Below are 26,755 nucleotides of genomic sequence, written 5' to 3' on the forward strand. Positions count from 1 at the left end.
CACCCCCAACAAGGACGCGTACATGAGCATCAAGAGCGACAAGTGGATCCGGCGCATGGCCGAGAAGAACGGGATGATCGAGCCCTTCGAGCCCGGCCAGATCCGCGAGCGTGAAGGCCACAAGATCATCAGCTACGGCACCTCGAGCTACGGCTACGACATCCGTTGCGCGCCCGAGTTCAAGGTGTTCACCAACATCCACAGCACGGTGGTCGACCCCAAGAACTTCGACGAGAAGAGCTTCGTCGATTTCAACGGCGACAGCTGCATCATTCCGCCCAACAGCTTTGCGCTGGCGCGCACGGTCGAGTACTTCCGCATCCCGCGCAACGTGCTCACCATCTGCCTGGGCAAGAGCACCTATGCCCGCTGCGGGATCATCGTGAACGTGACGCCCTTCGAGCCCGAGTGGGAAGGCTACGTCACGCTGGAATTCAGCAACACCACGCCGCTGCCCGCCAAGATCTATGCGGGCGAAGGCTGCGCGCAGGTGCTGTTCTTCGAGAGCGACGAAGTCTGCGAGACCAGCTACAAGGACCGCGGCGGCAAGTACCAGGGCCAGCGCGGCGTCACCCTGCCCAAGGCCTGAGGCGATGGGCTTCGTTCGCACGTGGCGCCGGGCGGTGGGCGCCGGCGTCTTTGCCCTGCTCGCCGCGGCGGCGTCGCTGGCGCATGCCAGCATCATCGAAGGGGCGGAGTTCAAGAGCAACGTGCTCGGCCGCAGCTGGACCTACAACGTCTACCTGCCGACGGGTTACGACGCCAACGCCAAGCTGCGCTACCCGGTGCTGTACCTCCTGCACGGCAACGGCGGCGACCGCAACGACTGGCCCGTGAAAGGCCGCATCAAGAAAACCGTCGATGCGCTCATCGAGGCGGGCGACATGCCGCCGGCCATCATCGTGATGCCCGACGCCGGCACCACCTGGTACGTGGACCTCAGGGAGAAGATGGAGACCGCCTTCTTCGAGGAAATGATTCCGCAGGTGGAAAAGAACTACCGCACACTGAACACGCGGGACGGCCGCGTGATTGCCGGCCTGTCGATGGGGGGCTACGGCGCCCTGCGCTACGTGCTGGAGTACCCCGAGAAATTCCAGGCGGCCGCGCTGCTGAGCCCGGCCATCTACAACCCCGAGCCGCCGCCGGATTCGTCGGCGCGCAACGTCAGGGTGTTTGCCTTGCCGGGCACCGACGGCGCCTACAGCCCGGAGGTCTGGAAAGCCTACAACTACCCCGCGTTGTGGGAGGCCTTCCTCAAGAAGAACATCAAGGTGCCGATGTTCATCGACTCGGGCGACGACGACGAGTTCTACATCGAGAGCGAAGCCACGCAGTTCTATTCGCTGCTGCGCCGCAACAAGCAGCCGGCCGAGTTGCGCATCGTCAATGGCAAGCACGAATGGATGGTGTGGGAATCGACCGCCGCCGATGCCTTGAAGTACATCTTCCAGTCGGTGCGTCGGCCGCAGGCGCAATAACCCGCCTTCCGACCGCGTCTGACACGCGTGGCAACGTGGCGGCAGTACCATCGGCCTCCCGCACGCACCGCGGTGCCTGGAGAACGACATGAGATGGGAAGGCAACGAACAATCGGACAACGTTGAAGACCGCCGCCAGGGTGGCGGGGGCGGAGGCGGTTTTCCGATCGGCGGGCGCAGCATTGGCATCGGCACCGTGGCGGTCGCCCTGATTGGCGGGTGGATCTTCGGCATCAACCCTTTGACCATCCTCGGCCTCCTCAGCGGCGGCGGTGGCCCCGCACCGCAGGTGCAGCAGGGACCCGCGCCCAAGCCGCCATCCAACGACCGCGAGGCGGCCTTCGTATCGACTGTCCTGCGCAACACGGAAGTGGTCTGGTCGGACGTCTTCAAGGCCGGCGGCGCCGCCTACCAGCCGGCGCGGCTGGTGCTGTTCCGCGGCTATACGCCGACGGCCTGCGGCACCGGCCAGTCGGCGATGGGGCCGTTCTACTGCCCCGGCGACAAGAAGGTCTACATCGACCTCGGCTTCTTCGACACCCTGAAGACCCAGCTCGGCGCGCCGGGCGAGTTTGCGCAGGCCTATGTGATCGCCCATGAAATCGGCCATCACGTCCAGGACGAACTGGGCATCACGGGCAAGGTCGACCAGATGCGCGGCCGCGTGAGCCAGCGGGAAGGCAACGCCTTGAGCGTGCGCGTGGAACTGCAGGCGGACTGCTTTGCGGGCGTCTGGGCGCATCACTCGCAAGAATCCAAGAAGTGGCTGGATCCGGGCGACATCGAAGCGGCCATGAACGCGGCCCAGAAGATCGGCGACGACGCACTTCAGCGTTCCGCCGGCCGTGCAGTCGTGCCTGACAGCTTCACCCACGGCACGAGCGCCCAGCGCCAGCGCTGGTTTGGCGCTGGATATCAGACCGGGAGCGTCAAGGATTGCGACACCTTCGGGGCAAAAACGCTCTAGACCCTTGCGGTCGCGCTTTGCGTGAATCACCGCTTGGCGCGGCTCGGGTGCTATCAATTGCATAGCAATACGGGCAAATACGGGCTTGTCACATCACTTTTTTGCCGCAGTGCGACAATAGAAGGTTAATGACAAGCTCCTTCTCCAATCTTTCGCTGGCTGAGCCGATCGCCCGCGCTGTAGCCGAAATGGGCTACGAAACCATGACTCCCATCCAGGAACAGGCCATCCCGGTCGTGCTCTCGGGTCAGGATGTGATGGGCGCCGCGCAGACCGGCACCGGCAAGACGGCAGCCTTTTCGCTGCCACTGCTTCAGCGCATGCTCAAGCACGAGAACACATCGACGTCGCCTGCGCGCCATCCGGTGCGTGCGCTCGTGCTGCTGCCCACGCGCGAACTGGCTGTCCAGGTCGCCCAGCAGGTCGAGATGTACGCCAAGTACACCAACCTGCGCAGCACCGTGGTGTTCGGCGGCATGGACATGAAGCCGCAAACGGCCGAGCTGAAAAAAGGCGTCGAGGTGCTGGTGGCCACGCCGGGCCGGCTGCTGGACCACATCGAAGCCAAGAACGCGGTGCTCAACCAAGTCGAATACGTGGTGCTCGACGAAGCCGACCGCATGCTGGACATCGGCTTCCTGCCCGACCTGCAGCGCATCCTGAGCTACCTGCCCAAGCAGCGCACCACCTTGCTGTTCTCGGCCACCTTCTCGCCGGAAATCAAGCGCCTGGCTGGCAGCTACCTGCAGAACCCCGTCACCATCGAAGTGGCGCGGCCCAACGAGACCGCCTCGACGGTCGAGCAGCACTTCTTCAGCGTCAGCGATGACGACAAGCGCCGCGCGCTCAAGCAGATCGTCCGCCAGCGCGGCATCACGCAGGCTTTCGTCTTCGTGAACAGCAAGCTGGGTTGTGCCCGATTGGCGCGCTCGCTGGAGCGTGAAGGCTTGCGCACCACCGCGCTGCATGGCGACAAGAGCCAGGACGAGCGCCTGAAGGCGCTGGAAGCATTCAAGACGGGCGAAGTCGACCTGCTGGTGTGCACCGACGTCGCGGCGCGTGGCCTCGACATCAAGGACGTGCCGGCTGTTTTCAACTTCGACGTGCCGTTCAACGCCGAAGACTACGTTCACCGCATCGGCCGCACCGGCCGCGCAGGCGCATCGGGCTTGGCCGTGACCTTCTGCAGCGGCGGCAACGATGTGCGCCTCGTGTCGGACATCGAGAAGCTGATCAAGAAGAAGGTCGAGCTCGAACCCGTCGAGTTCGAGGAAGACCGCCCGCGCGGCCGGATCAACGACGGACGCCGCCATTGGCGCGACGAAGGCGAAGCCGGCGACGCACGCGATGTGCTGGACCAGCCGCGCGAACGCTTCGAGCCGCGCGCAGCGCGCTCGCAACGTCCGCATCGCCCGGCCGCTGCGCCGCGCGATCCGTTCTTCGACAAGCCGTACGAGCCCAGCGCAACGGACACCGCGCCCGCATGGGAAGCGGCGGCCAAGAGTGCGCCGCCGCGCGGCGTCTCGGCCAACATCAAGCCCAAGCGCAAGGTGGCTGCGCTGTTCAAGACAGCGCCTTGACCTGACAAAGTGAAATGCCGGCTCCTGCCGGCATTTTTTTTATGCGCCGCGTGCCTGGCTGTTCGCCGTCGATGGCGAGTCGCCATGGTGACACCCAATGCTGCGCCGCATCTCATCTTAGGGATTTGCCCTAGCCAGTGGTTCGGCTTTCGAGACCTATCGTCTGTGCCGCAGCGCGGCGTGCGTTCGCACCGGGCGCCTGCTCAAAGCCGACAAAGCCAACCACAGGAGACACGATGAGAGCGATTTTTTCCCGCCGATTCGCCTTGGCATGCACGCTTGCACTGGGTGCCCTTTCCGCCGCGCAGGCGCAATCCCTTGCGGACCTGCGCAACGACCAGGCCACGCCGGACAACGTCCTGACGTACGGCATGGGGTATTCGAACCAGCGCTACAGCCCGCTCAAGGCGATCAACAAGTCGAACGTCGGCAAGCTGGCGCCGGTGTGGAACTACAGCCTCAACAACTCGCAGGGGCAGGAGTCGCAACCCATCATCTACGACGGCGTGATGTACGTGACGACCCACACGTCGACCGTGGCCGTTGACGCCTTGAGCGGCAAGCAGATCTGGAAGCAGGACATCGAATACGCCTCGGACGTCTTCAAGATGGCCTGCTGCGGCCTGCTGAACCGGGGCGCGGCCATCCTGAACGGCAAGATCTACCGCACGACGCTGGACTCGCACCTCATCGCCTACGACGCCAAGACCGGCAAGCAGTTGTGGAAGTCGCAAGCCGCCGACTACAAGCTCGGCCACGCCCAGACGGGTGCGCCCCTCATCGCCAATGGCGTGATCATGACCGGCATCGCAGGCGGCGAATACGGCACGCGCGGCTTCATCGACGGCTGGAACCCCGAGACCGGCGAAAAGCTCTGGCGCCTGTTCACCACCGCCTTGCCGGGCGAAAAGGGCGGCGACACCTGGCCCGGCGACACCGCGCAAAAAGGCGGCGCGCCCACGTGGCTGACGGGCGCCTACGACCCCGAACTCGACCTCGTCTATTGGGGCACCGGCAACGGCGGGCCGTGGAACGCCGAGGCGCGCAAGGGCGACAACCTGTACATCGGCTCGGTGCTCGCCTTTCGTCCGAAGACAGGCGAACTGGTGTGGCACTACCAGTTCTCTCCCAACGACCCGTTCGACTACGACGCCACCGAAGTCGGCATGCTGGTCGACATGAACATCGGCGGCACCAACCGCAAGGTGCTGGCGCAGGCCAACCGCAACGGCTTCTTCTACGTGCTGGACCGCGCCAACGGCAAGCTGCTGGCAGCCAACCCCTACGTCAAGGTGAACTGGGCTGACAAGGTCGACCTGGCCACCGGCCGGCCGGTCGAGTCCGAGGTGGTCAAGCGCATCCGGGCCGGTGGCGACGAAATCGTGTATCCGTCGGTGCTGGGCGGCAAGAACTGGGAGCCGATGTCCTGGAATCCCGCAACGAGGCTGGCCTATGCCAACACCCTCAACCTCGGCTGGCCCTACAAGCTCGCCAAGCCTGAATACAAGCAGGGCGAGTGGTACTTGGGCATCGACTTCCGCGGCGTCACTTTTCCCAAGGACGAACCCCACGGCTACCTGAGCGCCATCGACCCGCTGACCGGCAAGAGCAAGTGGAAGATGCCGTGGCCGACCATCCCGAGCATGGCAGGCACGCTGTCGACGGCAGGCGGCCTGGTCTTCACCGGCGCGGCGACGGGCGAAGTGATTGCGGTGGACGCCAGCACGGGCAAGAAGCTTTGGCAGTTCCAGACGGGCTCCGGGATCATCGGGCTGCCGGTGACCTGGGAGAAGAACGGCAAGCAATACGTCACCATCCTCTCGGGCGCGGGCGGCGTGTGGGCCATCATCGGCGACGAACGCTTCTCAACGGTTCCGGCGGGCGGCTCGATCTGGACCTTTGCGCTTCGATGAGTCGAAGCGGGATCTTCCTGGCCGGGGTGGCGGGCGTGCTGAGCGTCGCGTCGGCTGCCGCGGGACCGGCGCGCTTCGAGGCTGCGGACATCGACCAGGGGCGCCAGCTCTTCCATAAGGTTTGCTCGCAGTGCCACGGACTCAACATGGTGAACTCCGGCAACACGGTGTATGACCTGCGCAAGTTTCCGGTCGACGACCCCGACCGCTTCCTCCACTCGGTGACCAACGGAAAGGGCAACATGCCGTCCTTCAAGGAGTCGCTGACGCCCGCGCAGATCAAGCTGCTGTGGGCCTACGTGGGCAGCCGGGGCGGCAAGGAGCCTTGATGCGGCGCATCGATCTGCGGCTGGCTGCGCTGGGGGCCATGTTGTCGCTTGGCACTGCAAGCGCCGGTGCACAGGCCCTGACCGTATGCGTGGCCGAGAACAACCCACCCTTGTCTTACGAAGTGAAGGACGAGGTGAAGGGGCTGGACGTGCGCGTCGCGCAGGCGATTGCCCAGGAGCTCAATTGGCCTTTGCAGGTGGTCCCCTTCGAATCGAAGTATGAGAACGAGGCCACGCTGTCCCAGCAGGTCAACGCCATGCTGTCCTCGAAGGTGTGCGAGATCGCGAGTGGCTTTCCGCTGATCGCCGGCGATCTGGGCCCCGCTTCGCGGCCCACCGCCCGCGTGCCGGACCACCCAGGCGCGCCGCGGCCACCGCAGCGCCCGTGGGTGCCGCTCGGCACGCTGGCGCCCAGCCACGCCTATCACACCGTCGCGCTCGCGCTGGTGGTGCGGGACGCGGCGCGGCAGTCTGCCACGCTGGCCAATCCGGGCGACGCGCGCATCGGCGTGACGGCCGGCACGATGACGGGCACCATCGTCACGCTGTTTCGCAACGGCAAGCTGCGCGCGCAATCGGTGGGCGTGGCGCAGAACGAGGATGCGCTCGAACTGCTGGAAGCCGGCAAGTTCGATGCAACGCTGGTGAGCCTGGACCGCCTCGACGCCTGGCGCCTTGCACATCCGTCGACGGCTGTGCGGCGCACCGGCTACTTGCATCCGCTGCGCATCAACATCGGCTTTGTCGCGCGGGCGGAGTCCACACAGGTGTTGGCGGCTGCCGACCGGGTGATTGACCGGGCGATTGCCACGGGCGATCTCGAGCGCTGGACCGTCGAGGCGGGCAGCACATGGGTGCCGGCGGACGAGCCACAGGTCAGTGCGCCCATCGGCTTGATGGAACTCATGCGCGAATAGTCGTGTGAGCGGGGCCGAGTGGTCCGAAGGCTGGCGAATGCGCCGGTATCGCGGACAATCGATCCATGCCGAAATTGATCATGCCCACGGCGAACGGTGGAGTGCGCCAGGTGCTGCTCCACGAGAACGAGAACACCCTGGGACGGGGTGCGCAGAACGACATCGTCATCGACTCCAACAGCGCGAGCAGGGCGCATGCGCTGATCGTCGTGGAGCCGGCCTTCGTCACCATCCAGGACTTGGGCAGCAGCAACGGGACCTTCGTGAACGGCGAACGCGTTGAAAGCCAAGTGCTGGCGGATGGCGACACGATCCGCATCGGCGCTTTCGAGATGCGCTTCGTCGCTGCCAACCAGGAGTTCACGCAAGTGGACGCCGTGCGCCTGGCGACGGTGCCGGGTTTGCTGGCCGACCTTGATCGCGGGGCGGCGACGACGCGGGATACGCCGACGGAGCAGCGGGGGAAGCGTTAGGGGTGGAGGTGGTTGGCACCTCAGGAAGTCAGCAGCAATCGTGCAGGCCATTGCACGCGACGCCTGGCCCCTCAACGCGCCAATATCTGCTGCCGCCTCTCCACCAGCCGCATGATCATCGGCGTAAAGATCAACTGCATCGCCAGATCCATCTTGCCCCCCGGCACCACCAGCGTGTTGGCGCGCGACATGAATGAGTCGTGCAGCATGCTCAGCAGGTAAGGAAAGTCGATGCCCTTCGGATCCGCGAATCGGATCACCGTCAGGCTCTCATCGGCGGTGGGAATGGTCCGCGCGATGAAGGGGTTGGACGTGTCCACCACCGGCACCCGCTGGAAGTTGATGTGCGTGCGCATGAACTGCGGGCAGATGTAGTGCACGTAGTCGTGCATGCGCCGCAGGATGACGTCCGTCACGGCCTCCGTTGAATAGCCGCGCGTGCTGCGGTCGCGGTGCAGCTTCTGGATCCATTCGAGGTTGATCACCGGCACCACGCCGATCAACAGGTCCGCCTGCCCGGCGATGTCGACCTTGTCGGTGGTCACGCCGCCGTGCAGGCCTTCGTAGAAGAGCAGGTCGCTGGGCGGCAGGTCCTGCCATTCGGTGAAGGTGCCCGGCGGCTGCTTGAACGGCGCGGCCTCCGCCTCGTCATGCAAATATTTTCGGCTCTTGCCGGTGCCGCATTCGGCGTAGTCGCGAAACAGTTTCTCGAGTTCTTCGAACAGGTTGGCCTCATGGCCGAAGTGGCTGAAATGTGGATTGCCTTGTTCCTCCGCTTCGGCCAGGGCGCGCTTCATCGCAGCGCGGTCGTGGCGATGAAAGCTGTCGCCCTCGATGATCGCGGCGTTGACGCCGTTGCGCCTGAAGATGGCCTCGAAGGTTCGCGTCACCGAGGTGGTGCCTGCGCCGGAAGAGCCGGTGATGGCAATGATGGGGTGGCGTGCGGACATGGGTGGTCTTTCTGCTGGCCTGTCGTCAGGCCGCCTTGGCGAACAGGCCGCGCTGGTTGAACAGGGGCGAGTCGTAGCGGTAGTGCAGGTCGTCGTGGTGATAGCGCTCGATGAGCGCCACCTCGTCGCGCGAGCCGAACATGAAGCTGCATCGTTCGTGCAGCGACTGCGGCGTCTGCTCCATCAGGCGTGTGCGGCCATTGCTCGCGCGGCCACCGGCTTGTTCGATGAGGAAGGCGATCGGGTTGGCCTCGTACAGCAGCTTGAGGTGCGCGTCGCGCTTCGGGTCCCTCGCGTGGCTCGGAAAAAGAAACACGCCGCCGCGCATCAGGATGCGATGCGTCTCGGCCACGAGAGACGCGATCCAGCGCATGTCGAAATCGACGCCGCGCGGGCCCGGCTGGCCGGCCAGGCATTCGTCCACGTAGCGCTTCACCGCGGGCTCCCAGAAGCGGCTGTTGGACGCGTCGATGGCGAACTCGCGCGTGCGCTCCGGAATCCGCAGATGCGGATGGCTCAACACCCATTCACCCAGCAGCGGCTCCAGCGTGAAGGCGTGCGTTCCGTTGCCGATGGTGAGCACCAGCATGGTCGATGGCCCGTAGATCGCATAGCCGGCGCACACCTGCCGCGTGCCGGGTTGCAAAAAGTCTTGCGCCTGCGCGTCCTCGCCAGGCCGCGCGGCCCGCGAGATCGAGAAGATGCTGCCCACCGTCACGTTGACGTCCGCGTTCGGCGCGCCGTCGAGCGGGTCGAACATCAGCAGGTACTTGCCCCGCGGGTAGTGGTCCGGCAGCAGGTAGGGCGCCTCGATGGCCTCCGACACCATGCCCGCCACGTGACCGCCCCATTCGTTGGCGCGCAGGAAGATCTGGTTGCTCAGCTGAGGCAGCCGTTCGTGCACCTGGTCCGCCGCCTGGTCGACCAAGCCGTTGCTGACGGCGGTGTTGTCGAGCGCGCCATAGGCCACCCGCCGCGAAATGGCCTTGCAGGCCAGCGACACGTCGGTGATGAGCGCATTGAGTTCGCCGGTTGCACCGGGCGCACGGCGGCGCTCTTCGATGAGGAATTGGGTCAGTGTGGATTTTCCGCCGGTCGGCATGGTGTGGTTCTCCCTGTGGTTCTAGTAAGTCATTGGCGCGTTGGCGTGCTCCGCAAGTCGCACCGCTTCGTGGCAGGTCAGCCACGCGGCCGAGTCGAGATGCAGCCCCGGCTCGCCGGGCAGCGGCGCCGCAGGGTCGCCGAGATGGGGCAGCAGCAGGCCCGCGCCTGAAAAGTCGTTGTCCTGCGTCCAGAAGTTGGGCGTCACCACGCACCACAAGCCGGCGGCCGTGGCGGCGTTCAGGCCGTTGGGCGAATCTTCGAACGCAATCGCGTGCTCCGCGTCAAGGCCCAGCCCGCTCAAGGCCAGGTGGTAGATGTCGGGTGAGGGCTTCTTGTGCGCCACCTGGTCGCCGCAGGCGATCACGCTGAACATGTCGAGGCCGCGGGTACCGAGCGCGGCTTGCAGCAGCGCGTCGATGTTGGCGGCGGTCGTCGTGCTGGCGATGGCGAGCTTGCAGCCTTCGGCCAGCGCTTCGTTCATGAGTCGCAAGACACCGGTGCGCAACTGCACGCCGCCTTCGCGAACGATCTCGCCATAGATGCGGGTCTTGGCCTCGTGGATGTCGCGCACCATCGCATAGAGGCGGGCGCGCTCTGGCGGCTTGATGTCCAGGCCCTCGATGTAGTAGCGGATGCGCTCCTTGCCGCCCGCCACGCGCAGCATGTGCCGATATTCAAGAGGCTGCCATTGCCAGCCCAGGCCCAGGAACTCGAAGGCCGTGTTGAAGGCGGTGAGATGCGCAGCCTCGGTGTCGGCAAGGGTGCCGTCCACGTCGAAGATGAAAGCTTCGATTCCCATGTCAGTCTCCTGCTGGCGATGTGGCATTGGCAAAGACGCGGCTGGCGAGGATGTCCTGCGCACCCAGCGTGCACAGCTGCTCGCGCGTGGGCGCGGTGTCGATCGAGAAAAGGCGCGTCGCGTGCCGCAGCCGGATGCGGTCGAGCGCATTTCGGATGGAACGCGCATTCGCAAAGTGCGGCTGTTGCCGGCGCAGGCTCACGTACTGGCCGAACGCATCCAGGGCGCCGCCGTCGAAGTGGTAGTTGAGGTGGTCGAGCATCAGTTGCGCGATCTGCATCAACTCGCTTTCGCTGTAGTCCGGAAAGTCGATGTGGTGCGCAATGCGCGAGGCCATGCCGGGGTTGCTCTCGAAGAAGGTGTCCATGCGGTCGCGATAGCCGGCCAGGATCACGACCAGGTCGTCGCGGTGGTTCTCCATGACCTGCAGCAGGATCTCGATGGATTCCTGGCCGTAGTCGCGCTCGTTCTCGGGCTTGTAGAGGTAGTAGGCCTCGTCGATGAAGAGCACGCCGCCCATCGCCTTCTTGACCACCTCCTTGGTCTTGGGCGCCGTATGGCCGATGAACTGGCCAACGAGGTCATCGCGTGTGACCGCCACCAGATGCCCCTTGCGCACATAGCCCAGTTGCTTGAGCACTTCGGCCATGCGCATCGCCACGGTCGTCTTGCCGGTGCCGGGGTTGCCGGTGAAGCACATGTGCAGCGAGGGCGGCCGAGACTGCAATCCCTGCTCGGCGCGCAGCTTGTCGATGAGCAGCAGCGCCGCGATGTCGCGAATGCGGCTCTTGACTGGCGCGAGCCCGATCAGCTCCGCATCGAGCCTGGCCAGCACGGCGCGTGCGCCCGAGGCTTCGAGCAGCGCGCTGGGGGTGTTCAAGGTCGTCGTGCCATCCATGTCGTGCGTCCCGGGTGTGTCTCAGCTGTAGCGGCTGCCTTCGGGCTGCGACTGTGCGGCGTAGCTCTCGATGCTGTAGCGCATCGTGCGGCCCGGCGCCTCGGTGCGAATGAGACGGAAGCCCGGCTCGTTCGGCGGGCGGTTGACGATGAAGGAGAGCACGACCGACTCCGTGCCATGCGTGGAGTCGAAGGCGGTGAGCCGCACGTAGTGGTTCGGAAAGCTCTTGCGGCAAGACTCGAGCTCCATCATGATGCCGGCCGCATCGTGCAGGTCGAACATCGGGTTGCCGAACATTTCCCAGTAGGTGTTGCGCGGGTGCGGATCGTCCGTGTATTCGAGGCCGACGGCCCAGCCGTTTTCCAGGCAGTACTCGACCTGTCGTGTGATCTGCTCGTTGCTCAACGCTGGCAGGAACGAAAAGGTACCTTGTGTGATGCGCATGTGTTTCTCCCCCGGATTCAGGACAAGGACGGTGTGGCCACGAAGTCCGATGTGTCGGTCGACGCGTAGTTGAAGGTGATGTCGCCCCAGGTGTCGAGCGCGGCCCGCAGGGGCGTGCACCACTTGGCTGCATCGCGCAGGATCTCCGGGCCTTCGTGGTCGATGTCACGCCCTTCGTTGCGCGCGAGCACCATGGCTTCGAGCGCGACGCGATTCGCCGTCGCACCCGCCTGGATGCCCTGCGGATGCCCGATCGTGCCGCCGCCGAACTGCAGCACCACGTCATCGCCGAAGAGACTGAGCAACTGATGCATCTGCCCCGCGTGGATGCCGCCCGAGGCCACGGGCATGACCTTCTTCAGCGCGCCCCAGTCCTGGTCGAAGTAGATGCCGCGCGGCAGATCGACCTTCGTGTGCGTGTCGCGGCACACGTTGTAGTAGCCCTGCACCGTCATCGGGTCGCCCTCGAGCTTGCCGACCGCCGTGCCGGCGTGGATGTGGTCCACGCCCGACATGCGCATCCACTTGGCGATCACGCGGAAGCTCACGCCATGGTTCTTCTGCCGCGTGTAGGTGCCGTGTCCGGCGCGGTGCAAGTGAAGGATCATGTCGTTCTGCCGGCACCAGTTCGACATCGACTGGATGGCGGTGTAGCCGATCACCAAGTCGATCATCACGATGACCGAGCCCAGTTCCTTCGCGAACTCGGCGCGGCGGTACATCTCTTCCATGTTGCCGGCCGTGACGTTGAGGTAGCTTCCCTTGACCTCGCCGGTCGCGGCGCTGGCCTTGTTGACCGCGTCCATCACGCACAGGAAGCGATCGCGCCAGTGCATGAAGGGCTGCGAGTTGATGTTCTCGTCGTCCTTCATGAAGTCGAGGCCGCCCTTGAGGCCTTCGTACACCACGCGGCCATAGTTGCGTGCCGAGAGGCCGAGCTTGGGCTTGGTCGTGGCGCCCAGCAAGGGGCGGCCGAACTTGTCCAGCCGCTCGCGTTCGACCACGATGCCGGTGGGCGGGCCGGCGAAGGTCTTCACGTACGCCACCGGAAACTTCATGTCTTCCAGCCGCGCCGCCTTCAACGGCTTGAAGCTGAACACGTTGCCGATGATGGAAGCCGTGACGTTGGCAATCGATCCTTCCTCGAAGAGCGAGAGGTCGTAGGCCACGTAGCAGAAGAACTGCCCCGGGATGCCGGGAACGGGGTCCACGCGATAGGCCTTGGCGCGGTACATGTCGCAGGCGGTGAGGCGATCGGTCCACACCACGGTCCACGTCGCGGTGCTTGATTCGCCGGCCACCGCAGCGGCGGCTTCGATGGGGTCCACGCCGTCTTGCGGCGTGATGCGAAATAGCGCCAGGATGTCGGTGGCCTTGGGTTCGTAGTCGCCTTCCCAGTAGCCCATCTGCGCGTACTTGAGAACGCCGGCGCTGTAGCGTTTGGCGGCATCGGTGATCTGCACTGGCTCGTTCATGTGGCCCACAAGACTCTCCTTGATGTTGGGGTCGCCATCGCGACCAAGGCTGGGAATGCCTCGAATCTACGGAGCCATGAGAAATAAGAATAATTAAATCTATTTACGCCGACATTGCGTTTTACTAATATCAGCGTCAATGTCGCTCGCAAGAAATGCATCGTTTCGTCAACTGGCCGCCTTCCATGCCGTGGCGCGCCTGGGCAGCGTTTCGCTCGCCGCCGACGAGATGCACCTCACGCAGCCGGCTGTGTCGATCCAGATCGCGGGGCTGGAAGCTTCCGCCGGCACGCCGCTGCTGCAGCGCTCGGGCCGTGGCATCCGTCTTACCGAGGCGGGCGAGCTGCTGGCGTCTTACGCAGGCCGCATCCTTGCCCTGTGGCAGGAGGCCGGCGAGGAAATGGCGACATTGCAGGGCGAGTTCTCGGGCACGTTGCGCGTGGGCGCCGTGACGACGGCGGAGTACCTCCTGCCGCCGCTGCTCGTGGCCTTTGCGAACGCCAATCCCAAGGTCAAGGTCAAGCTCGAAGTCGGCAACCGCGACGGCATCGTGCGCATGCTGGCGGGGCAGGAAATCGACCTGGCCATCATGGGGCGCCCGCCGGCCGAACTGAAGACGGTGGCCACGGCGTTTGCGCGGCACCCGATGGCCTTCGTCGCTGCGCCGGACCATCCGCTGATGCATGACCCGCGGCCGGGCATCGAGCGGCTGTCAGAGGCGCGCATCCTGGTGCGGGAGCGCGGATCCGGTACGCGCACCACCGTCGAGCGCCTCTTCAAGGACGCCGGCTTGCCGATGCGCATTGGCTCGGAAATGTCGAGCAACGAGGCCATCAAGCACATGTGCGCCGCGGGTTTCGGCGTCGCCTTTTTGTCGCTGCACACCTGCGTGCTGGAGATGAACGCGGGGCTGCTCGCCATTCTGCCCATGAAGGACAACCCGATCGAGCGCAGCTGGTTCGTGATGCGGCTGGCATCACGGCAGCTGACGCACGTGGCGATGGCGTTCGAGAGCTTCCTGCGTGAACGGGGTCAGCAGGAAGTGGACGCGCGGGTGGAGGTCGTCAGGCCTCGCAAGCGGGCGCGTGCTGCTCCCTCTCGCTCCGGGAGAGGTGCGGATCTTGTCCCCTCTCCCTCCGGGAGAGGGTTAGGGTGAGGGCACCGGGCGGTGGACACGGCGCAGCTTGATCGACCGCCCATGCCCCTCACCCCCGCCCTCTCCCCGGAGGGGAGAGGGGGCAAGAGCGGAGTCAGCTCGCCATCACGGCTTCTTCGCCCAGGCGCTGCACCAGCCCTGCCCGGCGACCGGCCGGCCGCCAAACAGCGTGCACGGCCCGGTCGCATCGGCAGGCTTGCCCTGGAACAGCATGCAATTGCTGCACGTCTGCGTGGGGGCGTAGTTGGGATATTTGGCCTTGTCGACCTTGGTGTGGTCGGCCTTGTAGCCAAGGGCGGCCGCGGTGGGGTCGGTTTCGGGGACTGCGGCTGCCTGGGCCGTTGCCTGTGATGCGGTGAGGGCGCTTCCGCTGGCCACCACGCACAACACAAAGGCACGTCGACTTGGGTTGCTCATGAGTCGGTTCCTTCGTCCGGTTCACATCGAACCGGCGCACCATGCTGGCACATTTCAGGCCCTGTAGCCGATCGGGATTTCGATAGGAGGATTCGCGACGCCGCTTTTCAGCGCACAGTCGAGGGTCATGAAATCCGTCATCTCCATGGCTGCGCTCCTTCTGACAGCGTCCGCTGCGAATGCGGCGGACGAAGCGGAGCCGGTGCGGCTGTACGACCTCGTGATCCAGACCGGCATGCCGCACCTGGAAGAAAACCTGCGCTACGCGGACACACGCGAGCGCCGCTGCGTGGACACGCGCGATTTGTCGCAGATGTTTCCAGTGCTCCGTCACGTGTCGCTGCAAGACTGCGTGCTCGCCAAGGACTCCGGCAACGACGCCGTGGCCACCACCTACGTCCTGAAATGCACAGGCGGCCACGGCACCTCGGGCGGGGCGCAATGGCAGTGGGATGCGCAGTCCATTTCCGGCACGCTCAGCGTGCGGTTGGGCGGCAAGAACATGACCTTCTACCAGCGAATTACAGGCCAGGCGGTGGGAGCCTGCAAAGGCTCGTAACGGCAGTGCAATCCGGCGCGCGCCAGTGGCATCATCGGTCGCATGAGTGCACCGATCACGTCAAGGGATGTCACCCGGTTCTGGCGCAACGCAGGCCCCGCACGGTGGTTCAAGAGGGACGCAGCATTCGACGCTGAAATCAAGTCGCGCTTTGAAGCCGCGCACCATGCGGCAGCCACCGGCGCCTACGACGCGTGGGCGGCCGACGCGGAGGGCGTGCTGGCCTTGCTGGTGTTGCTGGACCAGTTTCCAAGGAACGCGTGGCGCGGCAGTGGCCACATGTTCGCCACCGACGGAAAGGCGCTTGCCATCGCGCGTGCCGCGGTCGACGCCCGGCTCGACCAGCAAATCTCCGACCCGTCTTTGCGCGCGTTTTACTACCTGCCCTTCATGCACTCGGAATCGCTGGCGGACCAGGAGCGTTCGGTGATGCTCAACGGTGCTTTGGGCGAGGAGAACCGGCGCTATGCGTCGCATCACCGGGACATCATCATGCGCTTCGGGCGTTTTCCGCACCGCAATGGCCCATTGGGGCGCACCACGACGGAGGAGGAGCAGAAGTTCCTCGACGAAGGGGGCTTCACCGGATAACTGAAGCTCGCGTGGCAACAATTCAACCAGGCTTTTGCGCCTGCGCGCACTCGACCTGGATCAACTCGCGCTCATCCAGCGTCGCGCCAATGCGCACCGCGCTCAGCGCGCCGCCCCAGACACAACCCGTGTCGGTCGAAATGAGGTCGGGGCGGGACACCCAGCCCAGGGTCGACCAATGGCCACAGGCAACTGTTGCGTGGCGGGTCTTGCGACCCGGCACGTCGAACCACGGCATGTAGCCGGCGGGGGGCGACGCGGCGCTGTCCTTGGACTCGAACTCCATCGTGCCGTCTTCGTCGCAAAAGCGCATGCGCGTCAATGCGTTCACGATGACGCGCAGGCGGTCCTTGCCGCGCAGTGCGTCGCTCCAGCGGTTCGGCTCGTTGCCGTACATGGTCTTCAGGAATTCGCCCAGCTTCGCGCCGCGCAGCACCGATTCCAGCTCCGCGGCATGGGCCAGCGTGTCTGCCACGCTCCATTGCGGCGCAACGCCGGCGTGGACCATCAGCAGGTCGCCCCCGCCAATGTTGCGATGCAGGGCCATGTGCTGGTGGCGCAGCCAGTCGAGCATCGTGTCTCGGTCTGGCGCGTCGAGGATGTCTTGCAGCGTGTCCCTGCGCCCGGCGTGCCGCGCGCCGTGCGCCACGCCCAGCAGGTGCAGGTCGTGGTTGCCCAGCAGGCTCTGCGCCGAAGCGCCCAGGGCCTGCATGCGGCGAAGCACGGCGGCCGAGCCGGGGCCGCGGTTGACCAGGTCGCCCAGCACGATCGCGGTGTCGCGGCTTGGCGAGAAGTCCAGTGTGTCCAGCAGGCGGCCCAGGGGCTCATCGCAGCCCTGGACGTCCCCTATCAAGTAAAGTGCCATGTTCTTCATTCTCCCTTGCTTTCATGGACGTGTTCTTCCTGGCCATGCTGACAGCCATCAATGCGCTGTTCGCAATGTCCGAAATGGCTTTGTCGACGAGTCGCCGCGCGCGGCTGGCGGCCTTGGCCGAAACGGGGGACGCGGGCGCCGAGGCGGCGCTCAGGCTCATGGAAGATCCGACGCAGTTCCTGTCGACCGTGCAGATCGGCATCACCTCGATCGGCATGCTCAGCGGCATCGTGGGCGAGGCGGCGTTTGCGGACCCGCTGTCGCACATTCTTGAAGCGCACGGCATGTCCTCGGGCGCCGCGAGCGTGGTGTCGACGGTGTTCGTGGTGACGTGCATCACCTTCTTCACCATCCTCTTCGGCGAACTGATGCCCAAGCGCATCGGGCAGTTGTATCCCGAGCCGGTTGCCCGCTGGGTCTCTCGCCCCATGCGCGGCCTGGCCAGGTTCGCCAAGCCTTTCGTGTTGCTGCTGTCCGGCTCGACGGCGATGCTGCTCAAGCTCATCCGGATCGACGTCAACGCCGCCCGGTCGGTGACGGAAGAAGAAATCTCGGCCAGCCTGGAAGAGGGCGTGGACGCCGGCGTCATCGAGCGGCACGAGCACCAGATGGTGCGCAACGTGTTCCACCTGGACGACCGGCGCCTTTCCTCGCTGATGATTCCCCGCGCGGACATCGAGTGGATGGAAGCTTCGAGCACGGTTGCCCAGAGCCTGAAGAAAGTGGCCGACGCGGCGACGCTCAACCTCGTGCATTCCTGGTACCCCGTGTGCCGCAATTCGCTGGACGACGTGGTGGGCGTGATCAGCGTGGCGCGGCTGCTTCAGCTGGGGCCGCAGCACGAGGGCTCGATCGAGACAGCCGCGCAGCCGGCGGCCTTCGTGCCCGAAACGCTCACCGGCATGGAACTGCTGGAGCAATTCCGCGCGCGCGCCGGGCGGCTGGTGTTCGTGGTCGACGAATATGGCGTGGTGCAGGGGCTCATGACGCCGCGCGACCTGCTCGAAGCCATCACAGGCGAGCTGCAGCCCGGCCTGCAGGCGGACGCCTGGGCCACGTTGCGGCCGGACGGCGCCTGGGAACTCGACGGGCTCATGCCTGTTTCCGAACTGCGTGCGCGCTTGACCATCCGCACGCTGCCCGAGGAAGACCGTGGCCGCTACAACACATTGGCGGGGCTGCTGATGTCGGTTTCCGGCCAGCTGCCGGTCGTCGGCGAACGCGTCGATTGCGCGGGCTGGTCTTTCGAGGTGCTGGAACTGGACGGGCGCCGCATCGACAAGGTACTGGCGCATCCGGGTGAAAGCGGCCTTCCGTCAGATTCCTGAGCACTCACTCTCGTCATGACGCGCGTGCAGTCGTGCTTTTCGCACGATTGTTTCTTACGGTGAACTGAGACGCGCCTTTTCGTGAAATCCTCACCTTCCGCCGAAGGCAAGTCCGTCTTTCAATGAGTCCTGCGCCTCGGTGGCTGGTCTTTTGAACCCAGGGTCTCCTGATCGTTCTTTTCCACGCGAGCCGCGAAAACGATTGCGCCCGTGCGTGTGAAAGGACTTTGACGTGAAACAGGACGAGATCGAGTTGATTGTCGATGAGCCCATACCGGGCCATTTCTATTGGGTCCTGCTCAAGCAGGACAATCCGCATACGCAGCCCCGGGCCGTGGAATGCGCGTCGGGACCGATGCCGACCTATTCGTCGGCAATGCGCGCCGGCATCGCAGCCTTGCAAAAGCGCAATGACGAGCGCTGCGGCCTGACGAGCCAAAGGCCGCCCATCTCGGGCTTTGGCGACCTTCACGTCAATTTGGGGGGAGGCTCGGCGGGTTAGAGCGATAGGGGCTCGATCCGGCGTACGGCCGGATCGGATGCTCGCGACGCCATTCCCACGGCGGCACGGGGTCGGCGTCGCGCCACAGGCCGGCGTGCCTGGCCTTGGCCTCGTATTGGCCGAAATCGTATTGACCGCGCTCCTGCGGCGTCTGCTCGTCGGCGTAGCGCGGCTCCCACCACGCCAGGCCGAGCGTGATGATGGCCAAGCCGGCGTCGAGTGTCCTGGCGCAGGGTTCCTGTGAACAGGAAGCGGGCGCGACCATCACCTTGCATAGGCTGCGGCCGTAGCGGTCGTGCTTCACGTGGCATTGCAGTTGCGCTTGCTTGCCGAGCGTGAGACGGGCGAGGGCCTGCTTGGCGCGGCGGCCGAAAGCCTGGTTGCTTTCAGGCGCGTCGATGCCGGCAAGGCGGACGATCATGGGTTCATCAAGCGGCGACTGGTCGTCGCAGCGGGCTTTCAGGGTGTCGCCGTCGGACACGGCGACGACGAGGCACAGGAGGGCAACTGACGCGAGGGGCATGACGCGTATCGTGCCAAACAAATCAGCCCTCTCCGGTCGAGGAGCCAACTCAATTTCTCAGTGATTGGCGGTTACTTTCCCGCCAAGCACGCCTTCAGCCCATCCAGCGGTTCGCTGCAACAAACTCAGTGGTTGTCCCGCGGAATCCCGAAGGTCGCGTGGATCTTCTGGTACTTCACGGCGGGCTTGAGCACCATGCCCTGCGAGAGTTCGTCCACCACATTGCGCTGGATCTCCTGCCACGGCGTCTGGCTCGGCGGATAGGGATAGCCGCCGTCCGCTTCGAGCTTCGCGCGCCGCCGCGCAATCTCTTCGTCGGGCACCAGCATGTTGGCCGTGCGCTTCTTCAGGTCGATGCGAACGCGGTCGCCAGTCTTCAGCAACGCCAAGCCGCCGCCCGTCGCTGCCTCCGGAGAGGCATTGAGGATCGAAGGCGATCCCGACGTGCCCGACTGCCGCCCATCGCCAATGCAGGGCAGGGCCATGATGCCCTTCTTGAGCAGGTACGACGGCGGCCGCATGTTGACCACTTCGGCCGCGCCGGGGTAGCCGATCGGCCCCACGCCCCGCATGAACAGCACGCAGTGCTCGTCGATCTTCATCTTCGGATCGTCGATGCGGTGGTGGTAGTCCTCCGGGCCATCGAACACGACGGCGCGGCCTTCGAAGGCCATCGGGTCGTCCGGATTCTGTAGATAGCGCTTGTGGAATTCCTCGCTGATCACGCTCGTCTTCATGATCGCGGAGTCGAACAGGTTGCCGCTGAAGTTGAGGAAGCCGGCATCTTTCTTCATCGGCTTGTTGTACGCGAAGATCACCTTGCGGTCGTTCGTGAACTGGCCTTCGCAGTTCTGGACGAGCGTCTTGCCGTTGGCTGTCATCGCGGGCTGGATCTTGCCCTTGGCGATGAGTTCGGCCACCACGGCCGGCACGCCGCCGGCACGGTAGTAGTCCTCTCCGAGGTATTCGCCTGCCGGTTGCAAATTGACCAGCAGCGGGATCTTGTAGCCGAGCTTTTCCCAGTCCGACGTTTCGAGCTTCACGCCGATGTGCCGTGCAATGGCATTGAGGTGAATCGGCGCGTTGGTCGATCCGCCCAGCGCGGAGTTCACGATGATGGCGTTCTCGAAGGCGGCGCGGGTGAGGATGTCCGAGGGCTTCAGGTCTTCGCGCACCATCTCGACGATGCGCTTGCCGGTCATGTATGCCATCTCCTGGCGGTCGCGATAGGGCGCGGGAATTGCCGCGCTGCCCGGCAGCGTCATGCCGAGCGCTTCGGCCAGCGAATTCATGGTCGAGGCCGTGCCCATGGTGTTGCAGTGACCGGTCGAAGGGGCCGAGGAGGCCACGAGCTTGAGGAAGCCCTCATAGCCGATTTCACCGGCCGCCATCATCTCGCGCGCACGCCAGACGATAGTGCCCGAGCCGGTGCGTTCGCCGTTGTACCAGCCGTTGAGCATGGGGCCGGAGTTCAGCGCGATGGCCGGAATGTCGACCGTCGCCGCCGCCATGATCTGCGCCGGCGTGGTCTTGTCGCAGCCGGTGGTGAGCACCACGCCGTCGATCGGATAGCCGTACAGGATCTCGACCAGCGAAAGGTATTGCAGGTTGCGGTCCAGCGAGGCCGTGGGGCGCTTGCAGGTTTCCTGGATGGGATGGATGGGAAACTCGAAGGCGATGCCGCCCGCGTCGCGGATGCCTTCCTTCACGCGCTCGGCCAGCACGATGTGGTGGCGGTTGCAGGGCGCGATGTCGGAGCCGGTTTGCGCAATGCCGATGATGGGTCGGCCCGATTGCAGCTCTTCAAGGCCCAGCCCGAAGTTCATGGTGCGCTCCAGGTAGAGCGCCGTCATGTCGGCGTTGTCGGGGTTGTCGAACCAGTTTTGTGAACGCAGCTTCAATGCGCCCTTTGACTTCTTCGACGTGCTCTTCGTGGTGGGGTTTTTCTTTTTCAATTGGATTCTCCTGGGCGCGCAAGGCGACTGAGTTTTCGGGGAACATCGCGGAACCGGCTTTGCCGGGCCGCTGGTGTTGCCCCCGGCAGGGATTGGAGGAGCGACACGTAGCGGCGCCTGGGCGCGAGCCCTAAGTCAGTCCCTTGAGGGTTTCGTTGGCGGTGGGGAGGGCGCGGCAGTCTTCGATGTACTGGCGAATGATGTCGGCAAAGTTCTCGTGAGGCAGCAAGCCGAGACGCGCGGCGCGCTCGGCGGTGGAACCCGTGGGCCAGTTGGCCACGATGCCCGCAATGCGCTCGTCGCGCTCGAAGCGCACACGTGCGCGCACCGCGGGTCCGGCGACTTCTTCCAGCGCGTCGAGCATCTCGCTCACGCGCACGTTCAGGCCGGGCAGGTTGAGGGCCGTGCGCCCGCAGAAAGCTTCGCGGCTGGCTTCGTAGACGGCAATGAGCCCCTCGACCGTGCGCGTCGGCGACGACATCGGGTGCGACACGTCCGGCGACACCGGGCACACCGATTCGACCCCCGCCAGCGGCTCGCGGATGATCCCGCTGAAGAAGGACGACGCGGCGCCATTGGGCCGGCCCGGACGCACCGTCACCGTCATGAGGCGCGCAGCGCGGCCGTCGATGTAGCCCTTGCGCGTGTAGTCGGCAATGAGGTGCTCGCAGATCAGCTTCTGCGTGCCGTACGAGGTTTGCGGCGTCGGCAGCGTGTCGTCCGCGACGACACCGGGAAAGGGCACCGCCGGATCGGGGCCGAACACCGCCACCGAGCTGGAAAACACGAAGCGCGTCACCTTGCCGCCTGCATTCACGTTGTCCCGCAGTGCATCGAGCAGGGCGCGCGTGCTGTCCAGGTTGGAGCGCAGGCCCAAGTCGAAGTCCGCCTCGCATTCGCCCGACACGGCGGAAGCCAGGTGAAACACGCCATCGAAAGCCTCTGTACGCAGGGCATCGGTCTGCGTGAGCAGCGGCCCGGTGCGCGCTTCGACGCGCGGATCGGCCGCCAGGTCGGCCGGCGGCGGCGCAATGTCGGTCAACACTATGCGGTCGATGCGTTCGCCGGCCAGCGTGCCGCGTTGAAGCAGCGTTCGCGCGAGCCGCGCGCCGAGGAAGCCGCCGCCTCCGGTAATGAGCAATTTCATCGGGTCACTCCTTTGTTGTCTCGTCTGTTGGCTGTTGCGCGTGATGCAAAAGCGCCTGTTTTTCCGGAAGAGGGCTCGGCCGGCGCGGACGCGCGTCGTCTTTGCCCGGAAATGACACCGCCTTCGACCAGCCGCTGGCGTCCGCGGCTCAGGTGTTCCAGCGCACGGTCGCGTGCGGCCACCGGGTCGCGCGCCGCAATCGCGTCGACGATGGCGCGGTGCTCCAGTTGCACCTCTTCCATGAAGTCCTGCCGGCGCGCCTCGTTGCCGCGCGTGATGCGCATGCCTTCTCGCAAATATTGCTCCAGAAAGCCGAGCAGCAGCCGGAATTGCGGATTGCCCGTCGCCTCACCGATCACCCGGTGAAAGGCCAGGTCTTCCGCGACGCCGTCGCGGCCCTGTGTGACGGCCACGTCGATGTCCTTCAGCGCCCGCCGAAGCGCCGCGATCTGCGAACGCGTGGCGCGCTCGGCCGCCAGCGCCGCGATCTCGCCTTCGAGCACGCGGCGCACTTCCACCACATGAACCACGGCCTGCACCGAATCCAGCACGGTCGGATCGAAGGCCAGCGGCTGGTTGAGCGGCGTGGGCGCCACGAACACCCCGGAGCCCTGTCGCGATTCGACCAGTGATTTCGATTTGAGCTGATGCACCGCCTCGCGCACGACGGTGCGGGACACGCCGTGCGTCAAAGCCAGCTGCTGCTCGGTCGGCAAGCGGTCGCCGGGCGCGAGCGATCCCGACTCGATGAGCGCCGCAAGGCGAAGCGCCAGCCGGTCCGACAGCCGGTCTGAGGCCAGTCGAAGCGGTTCGGAGGGAAGAGGTGCCGGCGAGGGCTTGGAGGAATGCAGCACGGTTATCGGGTCATCATACAAATCTTGCGGGGTTAACGCGTATTGGTTTGCCCTGATAGCAACGAAATGTCTCAGTGCTGATACTGCGCCGCTGCGATGACGATGTTTGTCGCCAACTGATTTCGCGATCTCTTCCAGGATTCCATTGCATGGCCAGCGTCACGATCCAGCAAGTCAAGAAAAGCTTCGGCGATGTCCCGATTTTGCACGGGGTAGATATCGATATCCGCGACGGCTCCTTCACTGTGCTGGTAGGCCCCTCGGGCTGCGGAAAGTCCACGCTGCTGCGCATGATTGCGGGGCTCGAGCAGATCAATGGCGGCGAGATTCGCATCGGCGATCGCCGTGTCAATGACCTGCCGCCCAAGGAACGCGACATCGCGATGGTGTTCCAGAACTACGCGCTGTATCCGCACATGACGGTGCGCGAGAACATGGCGTTCTCGCTCGCGCTGGCCAAGGCCGACAAGGTGACCATTGAATCGAAGGTCGCCCGCGCTGCTGAAATTCTTGCACTCACACCGCTGCTGGAACGCTATCCGCGCCAGCTGTCAGGCGGGCAGCGTCAACGCGTGGCCATGGGGCGCGCCATCGTGCGCGATCCGCAGGTGTTTCTTTTCGATGAACCGCTGTCCAACCTGGACGCCAAGCTGCGCGTGGCGATGCGCAGCGAAATCAAGGAACTGCACCAGCGCCTGAAGACAACGTCGATCTACGTCACGCACGACCAGATCGAGGCCATGACGATGGGCGACAAGATCGTCGTCATGCGCGACGGCCGCATCGAGCAGACCGGCAGCCCGCTGGAGCTCTACGACAGCCCGGCCAACCAGTTCGTGGCCGGCTTCATCGGCTCGCCCGCGATGAATTTCCTGCCCGGCACCCTGCGCCGCAACGGGAGCGGAGCGCACGTGGAACTGGCCGACGGCACCCGGCTCGACGCGCCGCTGAGTTCGGGCGGCGCCGATGGTCAAGCGGTCATCTACGGCACGCGGCCCGAGCACCTGTCGCTGGCTGACTCCGGTGGCATCCCCGCGCAAGTGGCGGTGATGGAGCCCACCGGCATGGACACCTTCGTCGCCTGCCGGCATGAAGGCGCCGATCTTTCTGCCGTGTTCCGTGAGCGCCATGACTTTGCGCCGGGCAGCACCATCCTGCTGCAGCCCGACCTGCAGCGTGCGCACCTCTTCGACGCCACCACAGGGCAGCGCCTGTTGGCTTGAGCGACTTGTTTTTCACCAACTGGCCTGTTCGGCAAATTTCAGGAGACGACAACCATGAGTGACTTCACCCAGCGCCGCACCATTCTCAAAGGCTCTGCCGGCTTGGCCGCTGCCGCCACCATTGGCACCGGCAGCGCGATCTTCGCGCCCTTCGCCAATGCGCAGGCGCTGACCTTCAAGCCCGAGAAAGGTGCCAAGCTGCGCGTGCTGCGCTGGAGCCGCTTCGTGCAGGGTGACATCGACGCCTACATGGCCAACGTCAAGAAGTTCACCGAGCTCACCGGCGTCGAGGTGCGCGTGGACAACGAGGGCTGGGAAGACGTGCGGCCGAAGGCGGCCGTCGCGGCCAACACCGGCGCCGGCCCGGACATCATCCTGTCGACCAACGACGACGCGAACCTCTATCCCGAGAAGCTGCTCGACGTGACTGACCTGGCCGAATACCTCGGCAAGAAATACGGCGGCTGGTACCCGGCGGTGCACCAATATTTGCGCCCCGACGGCAAGAAGTGGCTGGGCCTGGGCCTGGGCGCCGCCGGCTCGATGATCGTGTACCGCCAGAGCATGGTGAAGGCCGCCGGCTTCGACACGTTCCCGAAGGACACGGCCGGCTTCCTGGCGCTGCACAAGGCGCTCAAGGAAAAGGGCACACCGGGCGGCTACGCGCTGGGCAACGCCACCGGCGACAGCCTGTGGACCAACTGGCTGATCTGGTCGCACGGCGGCAAGCTGGTCGACAAGGACAACAAGGTGGTCATCGACAGCACCGAAACGCTGCGGGCGCTGGAGTACGGCAAGGAGCTGTACCCCAACTTCATCCCCGGCACGCTCTCGTGGCTGGATCCGAACAACAACAAGGCCTTCCTGGACGGGCAGATCAGCGTCACCAACAACGGCATCTCGATCTACTACGCCGCCAAGAACTCGACCGACCCGAAGGTCAAGGATCTGGCGGCCGACATCCAGCATGCGGCCTTCCCCATCGGGCCGGTGGGCGTGCCGACCGAGTCGCACCTGTTCTTCAACCAGATGATCTTCAAGTACACCAAGTACCCGCAGGCAGCCAAGGAGTTCCTGCGCTTCATGATGGAGCGCGAGCAGTTCGACAACTGGCTCATCGGCGCGGGCGGCTACATTGCGCACCCGCTGGCGGCCTATTCATCGTGTTCGGTCTGGACCTCGGACCCGAAGAACACGGCCTACCGCGACTGCGTGAAGAACATGCGGCCCACGGGTTACGACGGCAAGCTGGGCTACGCCTCGGCCGGCGCCGGTGCGGACTTCATCATCGCGAACATGGTGGCCGAGGCGATCAGCGGATCGAAGACGCCGAAGGAAGCGATGGAACGCGCACAAAAACGCGCCGAGCGCTACTACAAGGTCTGACGGCATGACGGCTCTCGAGCGATTCCAGAACAACCGGCATGCGCTGGGGTGGGCATTCATGCTGCCCGCCACGGTGCTGCTGCTGCTGTTCCTCACCTACCCGCTGGGGCTGGGCACCTGGCTCGGTTTCACCGATGCCAAGATCGGCCGCAGCGGGGAGTGGATCGGTCTCGAGAACTTCAGCTTCCTGATCACGGACAGCGTCACGCAACTGGCGCTGTTCAACACCATCTTCTATACGGTGGTGGCGAGCGTCGTGAAGTTCGGGTTGGGGCTCTGGCTCGCGATTTTGCTGAACAAGCGCTTGCCATTCCAGAGCTTCTTCCGCGCGGTGGTGCTGCTGCCGTGGATCGTGCCGACGGCCTTGTCGGCCATTGCGTTCTGGTGGATCTTCGACGCGCAGTTTTCCATCATCAGCTGGGTGCTGATGAAGCTGGGATTGATCAATCACTACATCGACTTCCTTGGCGACCCGTGGAATGCGCGCGTCTCGACCATCATCGCCAACGTATGGCGCGGCATTCCCTTTGTGGCGATCTCGCTGCTGGCCGGGTTGCAGACCATTTCGCCTTCGTACTACGAGGCCTCGGCCATCGACGGTGCGACGCCGTGGCAGCAGTTCCGCTTCATCACGCTGCCGCTGCTCACGCCGATCATTGCGGTGGTGATGACCTTCTCGGTGCTGTTCACCTTCACAGACTTCCAGTTGATCTACGTGCTGACGCGCGGCGGCCCGCTGAACGCGACGCACTTGATGGCGACCCTGGCTTTCCAGCGCGCGATCTCGGGTGGCGCACTGGCTGAAGGCGCGGCGATCGCCACGCTGATGGTGCCCTTCCTGCTGGCGGCGATCATGTTCAGCTACTTTGGATTGCAGCGGCGTGCGTGGCAGCAAGGTGGTGATAAATGA

28 protein-coding genes are annotated in these 26,755 nt (G+C 65.0%); 16 read left to right on the forward strand and 12 right to left on the reverse strand.

The window, feature by feature from the left end; all coding sequences use genetic code 11:
* Positions 1-22: 22 nt before the first annotated feature.
* The 8 genes from dcd (at position 23) to QTI66_RS27470 (ending at position 7,660) form a co-directional block, all read left to right on the forward strand.
* The gene (gene dcd / locus QTI66_RS27435; protein WP_286563337.1) at positions 23-589 is read left to right on the forward strand and encodes a dCTP deaminase; all 567 of its coding nucleotides are present in this window, start codon (positions 23-25) and stop codon (positions 587-589) included.
* Between the two features lie 4 nt (positions 590-593).
* Positions 594-1,481, forward strand: coding sequence for an alpha/beta hydrolase (locus tag QTI66_RS27440; protein ID WP_286563338.1), 888 nt, complete (start codon positions 594-596; stop codon positions 1,479-1,481).
* Positions 1,482-1,569: 88 nt separating this feature from the next.
* Complete coding sequence (gene ypfJ, locus QTI66_RS27445) at positions 1,570-2,448, forward strand: KPN_02809 family neutral zinc metallopeptidase (protein ID WP_286563339.1); 879 nt, start codon at positions 1,570-1,572, stop codon at positions 2,446-2,448.
* 128 nt (positions 2,449-2,576) lie between these two features.
* A complete protein-coding gene (locus QTI66_RS27450; RefSeq protein ID WP_286563340.1) occupies positions 2,577-4,028 on the forward strand; it encodes a DEAD/DEAH box helicase in 1,452 nt (483 codons plus the stop codon).
* 236 nt (positions 4,029-4,264) lie between these two features.
* The gene (locus QTI66_RS27455; protein WP_286563341.1) at positions 4,265-5,941 is read left to right on the forward strand and encodes a PQQ-dependent dehydrogenase, methanol/ethanol family; all 1,677 of its coding nucleotides are present in this window, start codon (positions 4,265-4,267) and stop codon (positions 5,939-5,941) included.
* On the forward strand, positions 5,938-6,270 hold the full coding sequence (locus tag QTI66_RS27460; protein ID WP_286563342.1) for a c-type cytochrome: 333 nt from the start codon (positions 5,938-5,940) through the stop codon (positions 6,268-6,270). Before QTI66_RS27455 ends, QTI66_RS27460 begins: the two co-directional genes overlap by 4 nt.
* Positions 6,270-7,187 (forward strand): amino acid ABC transporter substrate-binding protein, encoded by a 918-nt coding sequence (locus QTI66_RS27465; protein ID WP_286563343.1) that lies wholly within the window; start codon positions 6,270-6,272, stop codon positions 7,185-7,187. The genes QTI66_RS27460 and QTI66_RS27465 overlap by 1 nt, the downstream gene beginning before the upstream one ends.
* Before the next feature lie 65 nt (positions 7,188-7,252).
* On the forward strand, positions 7,253-7,660 hold the full coding sequence (locus QTI66_RS27470) for an FHA domain-containing protein (RefSeq protein WP_286563344.1): 408 nt from the start codon (positions 7,253-7,255) through the stop codon (positions 7,658-7,660).
* Positions 7,661-7,731: 71 nt separating this feature from the next.
* Here the strand turns inward: QTI66_RS27470 and QTI66_RS27475 are convergent, their stop codons facing one another.
* The 6 genes from QTI66_RS27475 to QTI66_RS27500 are packed head-to-tail and all read right to left on the reverse strand — an operon-like array spanning position 7,732 to position 13,330.
* A complete protein-coding gene (locus QTI66_RS27475; RefSeq protein WP_286563345.1) occupies positions 7,732-8,610 on the reverse strand; it encodes a phosphoribulokinase in 879 nt (292 codons plus the stop codon).
* A gap of 25 nt (positions 8,611-8,635) precedes the next feature.
* Positions 8,636-9,712, reverse strand: coding sequence for a class 1 fructose-bisphosphatase (locus QTI66_RS27480; RefSeq protein WP_286563346.1), 1,077 nt, complete (start codon positions 9,710-9,712; stop codon positions 8,636-8,638).
* 21 nt (positions 9,713-9,733) lie between these two features.
* Entirely contained in the window at positions 9,734-10,513 is a 780-nt protein-coding gene (locus QTI66_RS27485) for an HAD-IA family hydrolase (protein ID WP_286563347.1), read from the reverse strand.
* A gap of 1 nt (position 10,514) precedes the next feature.
* Positions 10,515-11,393, reverse strand: a complete 879-nt coding sequence (gene cbbX / locus QTI66_RS27490; protein WP_444815056.1) for a CbbX protein — start codon at positions 11,391-11,393, stop codon at positions 10,515-10,517.
* Between the two features lie 39 nt (positions 11,394-11,432).
* Positions 11,433-11,855, reverse strand: a complete 423-nt coding sequence (locus QTI66_RS27495; RefSeq protein WP_286563349.1) for a ribulose bisphosphate carboxylase small subunit — start codon at positions 11,853-11,855, stop codon at positions 11,433-11,435.
* A 17-nt stretch (positions 11,856-11,872) separates the two neighbouring features.
* Complete coding sequence (locus tag QTI66_RS27500) at positions 11,873-13,330, reverse strand: form I ribulose bisphosphate carboxylase large subunit (protein WP_353506224.1); 1,458 nt, start codon at positions 13,328-13,330, stop codon at positions 11,873-11,875.
* A 139-nt stretch (positions 13,331-13,469) separates the two neighbouring features.
* Between QTI66_RS27500 and QTI66_RS27505 the strand changes: the two genes are divergently transcribed.
* Positions 13,470-14,486, forward strand: a complete 1,017-nt coding sequence (locus QTI66_RS27505) for a LysR family transcriptional regulator (RefSeq protein WP_286563351.1) — start codon at positions 13,470-13,472, stop codon at positions 14,484-14,486.
* Between the two features lie 105 nt (positions 14,487-14,591).
* Here QTI66_RS27505 and QTI66_RS27510 read toward each other — a convergent pair whose 3' ends face one another.
* Positions 14,592-14,903 carry a high-potential iron-sulfur protein gene (locus tag QTI66_RS27510; protein WP_286563352.1) on the reverse strand — a complete coding sequence of 104 codons (312 nt, stop codon included), beginning with the start codon at positions 14,901-14,903 and terminating at the stop codon, positions 14,592-14,594.
* Between the two features lie 145 nt (positions 14,904-15,048).
* On the opposite strand from QTI66_RS27510, the gene QTI66_RS27515 reads away from it, so the two are divergent.
* Together QTI66_RS27515 and QTI66_RS27520 are read left to right on the forward strand one after the other, a co-directional pair.
* Positions 15,049-15,462, forward strand: coding sequence for a hypothetical protein (locus QTI66_RS27515; RefSeq protein WP_286563354.1), 414 nt, complete (start codon positions 15,049-15,051; stop codon positions 15,460-15,462).
* 30 nt (positions 15,463-15,492) lie between these two features.
* Entirely contained in the window at positions 15,493-16,053 is a 561-nt protein-coding gene (locus QTI66_RS27520; protein ID WP_444815062.1) for a DUF924 family protein, read from the forward strand.
* Between the two features lie 22 nt (positions 16,054-16,075).
* Here QTI66_RS27520 and QTI66_RS27525 read toward each other — a convergent pair whose 3' ends face one another.
* Positions 16,076-16,918, reverse strand: coding sequence for a symmetrical bis(5'-nucleosyl)-tetraphosphatase (locus QTI66_RS27525; RefSeq protein ID WP_286563356.1), 843 nt, complete (start codon positions 16,916-16,918; stop codon positions 16,076-16,078).
* Between the two features lie 23 nt (positions 16,919-16,941).
* Between QTI66_RS27525 and QTI66_RS27530 the strand changes: the two genes are divergently transcribed.
* Both QTI66_RS27530 and QTI66_RS27535 read left to right on the forward strand, forming a co-directional pair.
* The gene (locus QTI66_RS27530; protein WP_286563358.1) at positions 16,942-18,255 is read left to right on the forward strand and encodes a hemolysin family protein; all 1,314 of its coding nucleotides are present in this window, start codon (positions 16,942-16,944) and stop codon (positions 18,253-18,255) included.
* Between the two features lie 232 nt (positions 18,256-18,487).
* Positions 18,488-18,757, forward strand: a complete 270-nt coding sequence (locus QTI66_RS27535) for a hypothetical protein (RefSeq protein WP_286563359.1) — start codon at positions 18,488-18,490, stop codon at positions 18,755-18,757.
* On the opposite strand, the gene QTI66_RS27540 is transcribed toward QTI66_RS27535, so the two are convergent.
* From QTI66_RS27540 to QTI66_RS27555, 4 genes are all read right to left on the reverse strand, one after another.
* The gene (locus tag QTI66_RS27540) at positions 18,729-19,280 is read right to left on the reverse strand and encodes a thermonuclease family protein (RefSeq protein ID WP_286563361.1); all 552 of its coding nucleotides are present in this window, start codon (positions 19,278-19,280) and stop codon (positions 18,729-18,731) included. The two genes, QTI66_RS27535 and QTI66_RS27540, sit on opposite strands and share 29 nt — an antisense overlap.
* A 125-nt stretch (positions 19,281-19,405) precedes the next feature.
* Positions 19,406-21,235 (reverse strand): IlvD/Edd family dehydratase, encoded by a 1,830-nt coding sequence (locus tag QTI66_RS27545; RefSeq protein ID WP_444815057.1) that lies wholly within the window; start codon positions 21,233-21,235, stop codon positions 19,406-19,408.
* 130 nt (positions 21,236-21,365) lie between these two features.
* Positions 21,366-22,382, reverse strand: a complete 1,017-nt coding sequence (gene denD / locus QTI66_RS27550; protein WP_286563363.1) for a D-erythronate dehydrogenase — start codon at positions 22,380-22,382, stop codon at positions 21,366-21,368.
* Positions 22,379-23,236 carry a FadR/GntR family transcriptional regulator gene (locus tag QTI66_RS27555; RefSeq protein ID WP_286563364.1) on the reverse strand — a complete coding sequence of 286 codons (858 nt, stop codon included), beginning with the start codon at positions 23,234-23,236 and terminating at the stop codon, positions 22,379-22,381. Before QTI66_RS27555 ends, denD begins: the two co-directional genes overlap by 4 nt.
* A gap of 149 nt (positions 23,237-23,385) precedes the next feature.
* On the opposite strand from QTI66_RS27555, the gene QTI66_RS27560 reads away from it, so the two are divergent.
* The 3 genes from QTI66_RS27560 to QTI66_RS27570 are packed head-to-tail and all read left to right on the forward strand — an operon-like array spanning position 23,386 to position 26,755.
* A complete protein-coding gene (locus tag QTI66_RS27560; RefSeq protein WP_286563366.1) occupies positions 23,386-24,459 on the forward strand; it encodes an ABC transporter ATP-binding protein in 1,074 nt (357 codons plus the stop codon).
* 54 nt (positions 24,460-24,513) lie between these two features.
* Entirely contained in the window at positions 24,514-25,845 is a 1,332-nt protein-coding gene (locus QTI66_RS27565; RefSeq protein ID WP_286563367.1) for an ABC transporter substrate-binding protein, read from the forward strand.
* A 4-nt stretch (positions 25,846-25,849) separates the two neighbouring features.
* Positions 25,850-26,755, forward strand: coding sequence for a carbohydrate ABC transporter permease (locus QTI66_RS27570; protein WP_286563368.1), 906 nt, complete (start codon positions 25,850-25,852; stop codon positions 26,753-26,755).

This window comes from Variovorax brevis (genome assembly GCF_030317105.1).
GTDB classification, from domain to species: domain Bacteria; phylum Pseudomonadota; class Gammaproteobacteria; order Burkholderiales; family Burkholderiaceae_C; genus Variovorax; species Variovorax brevis.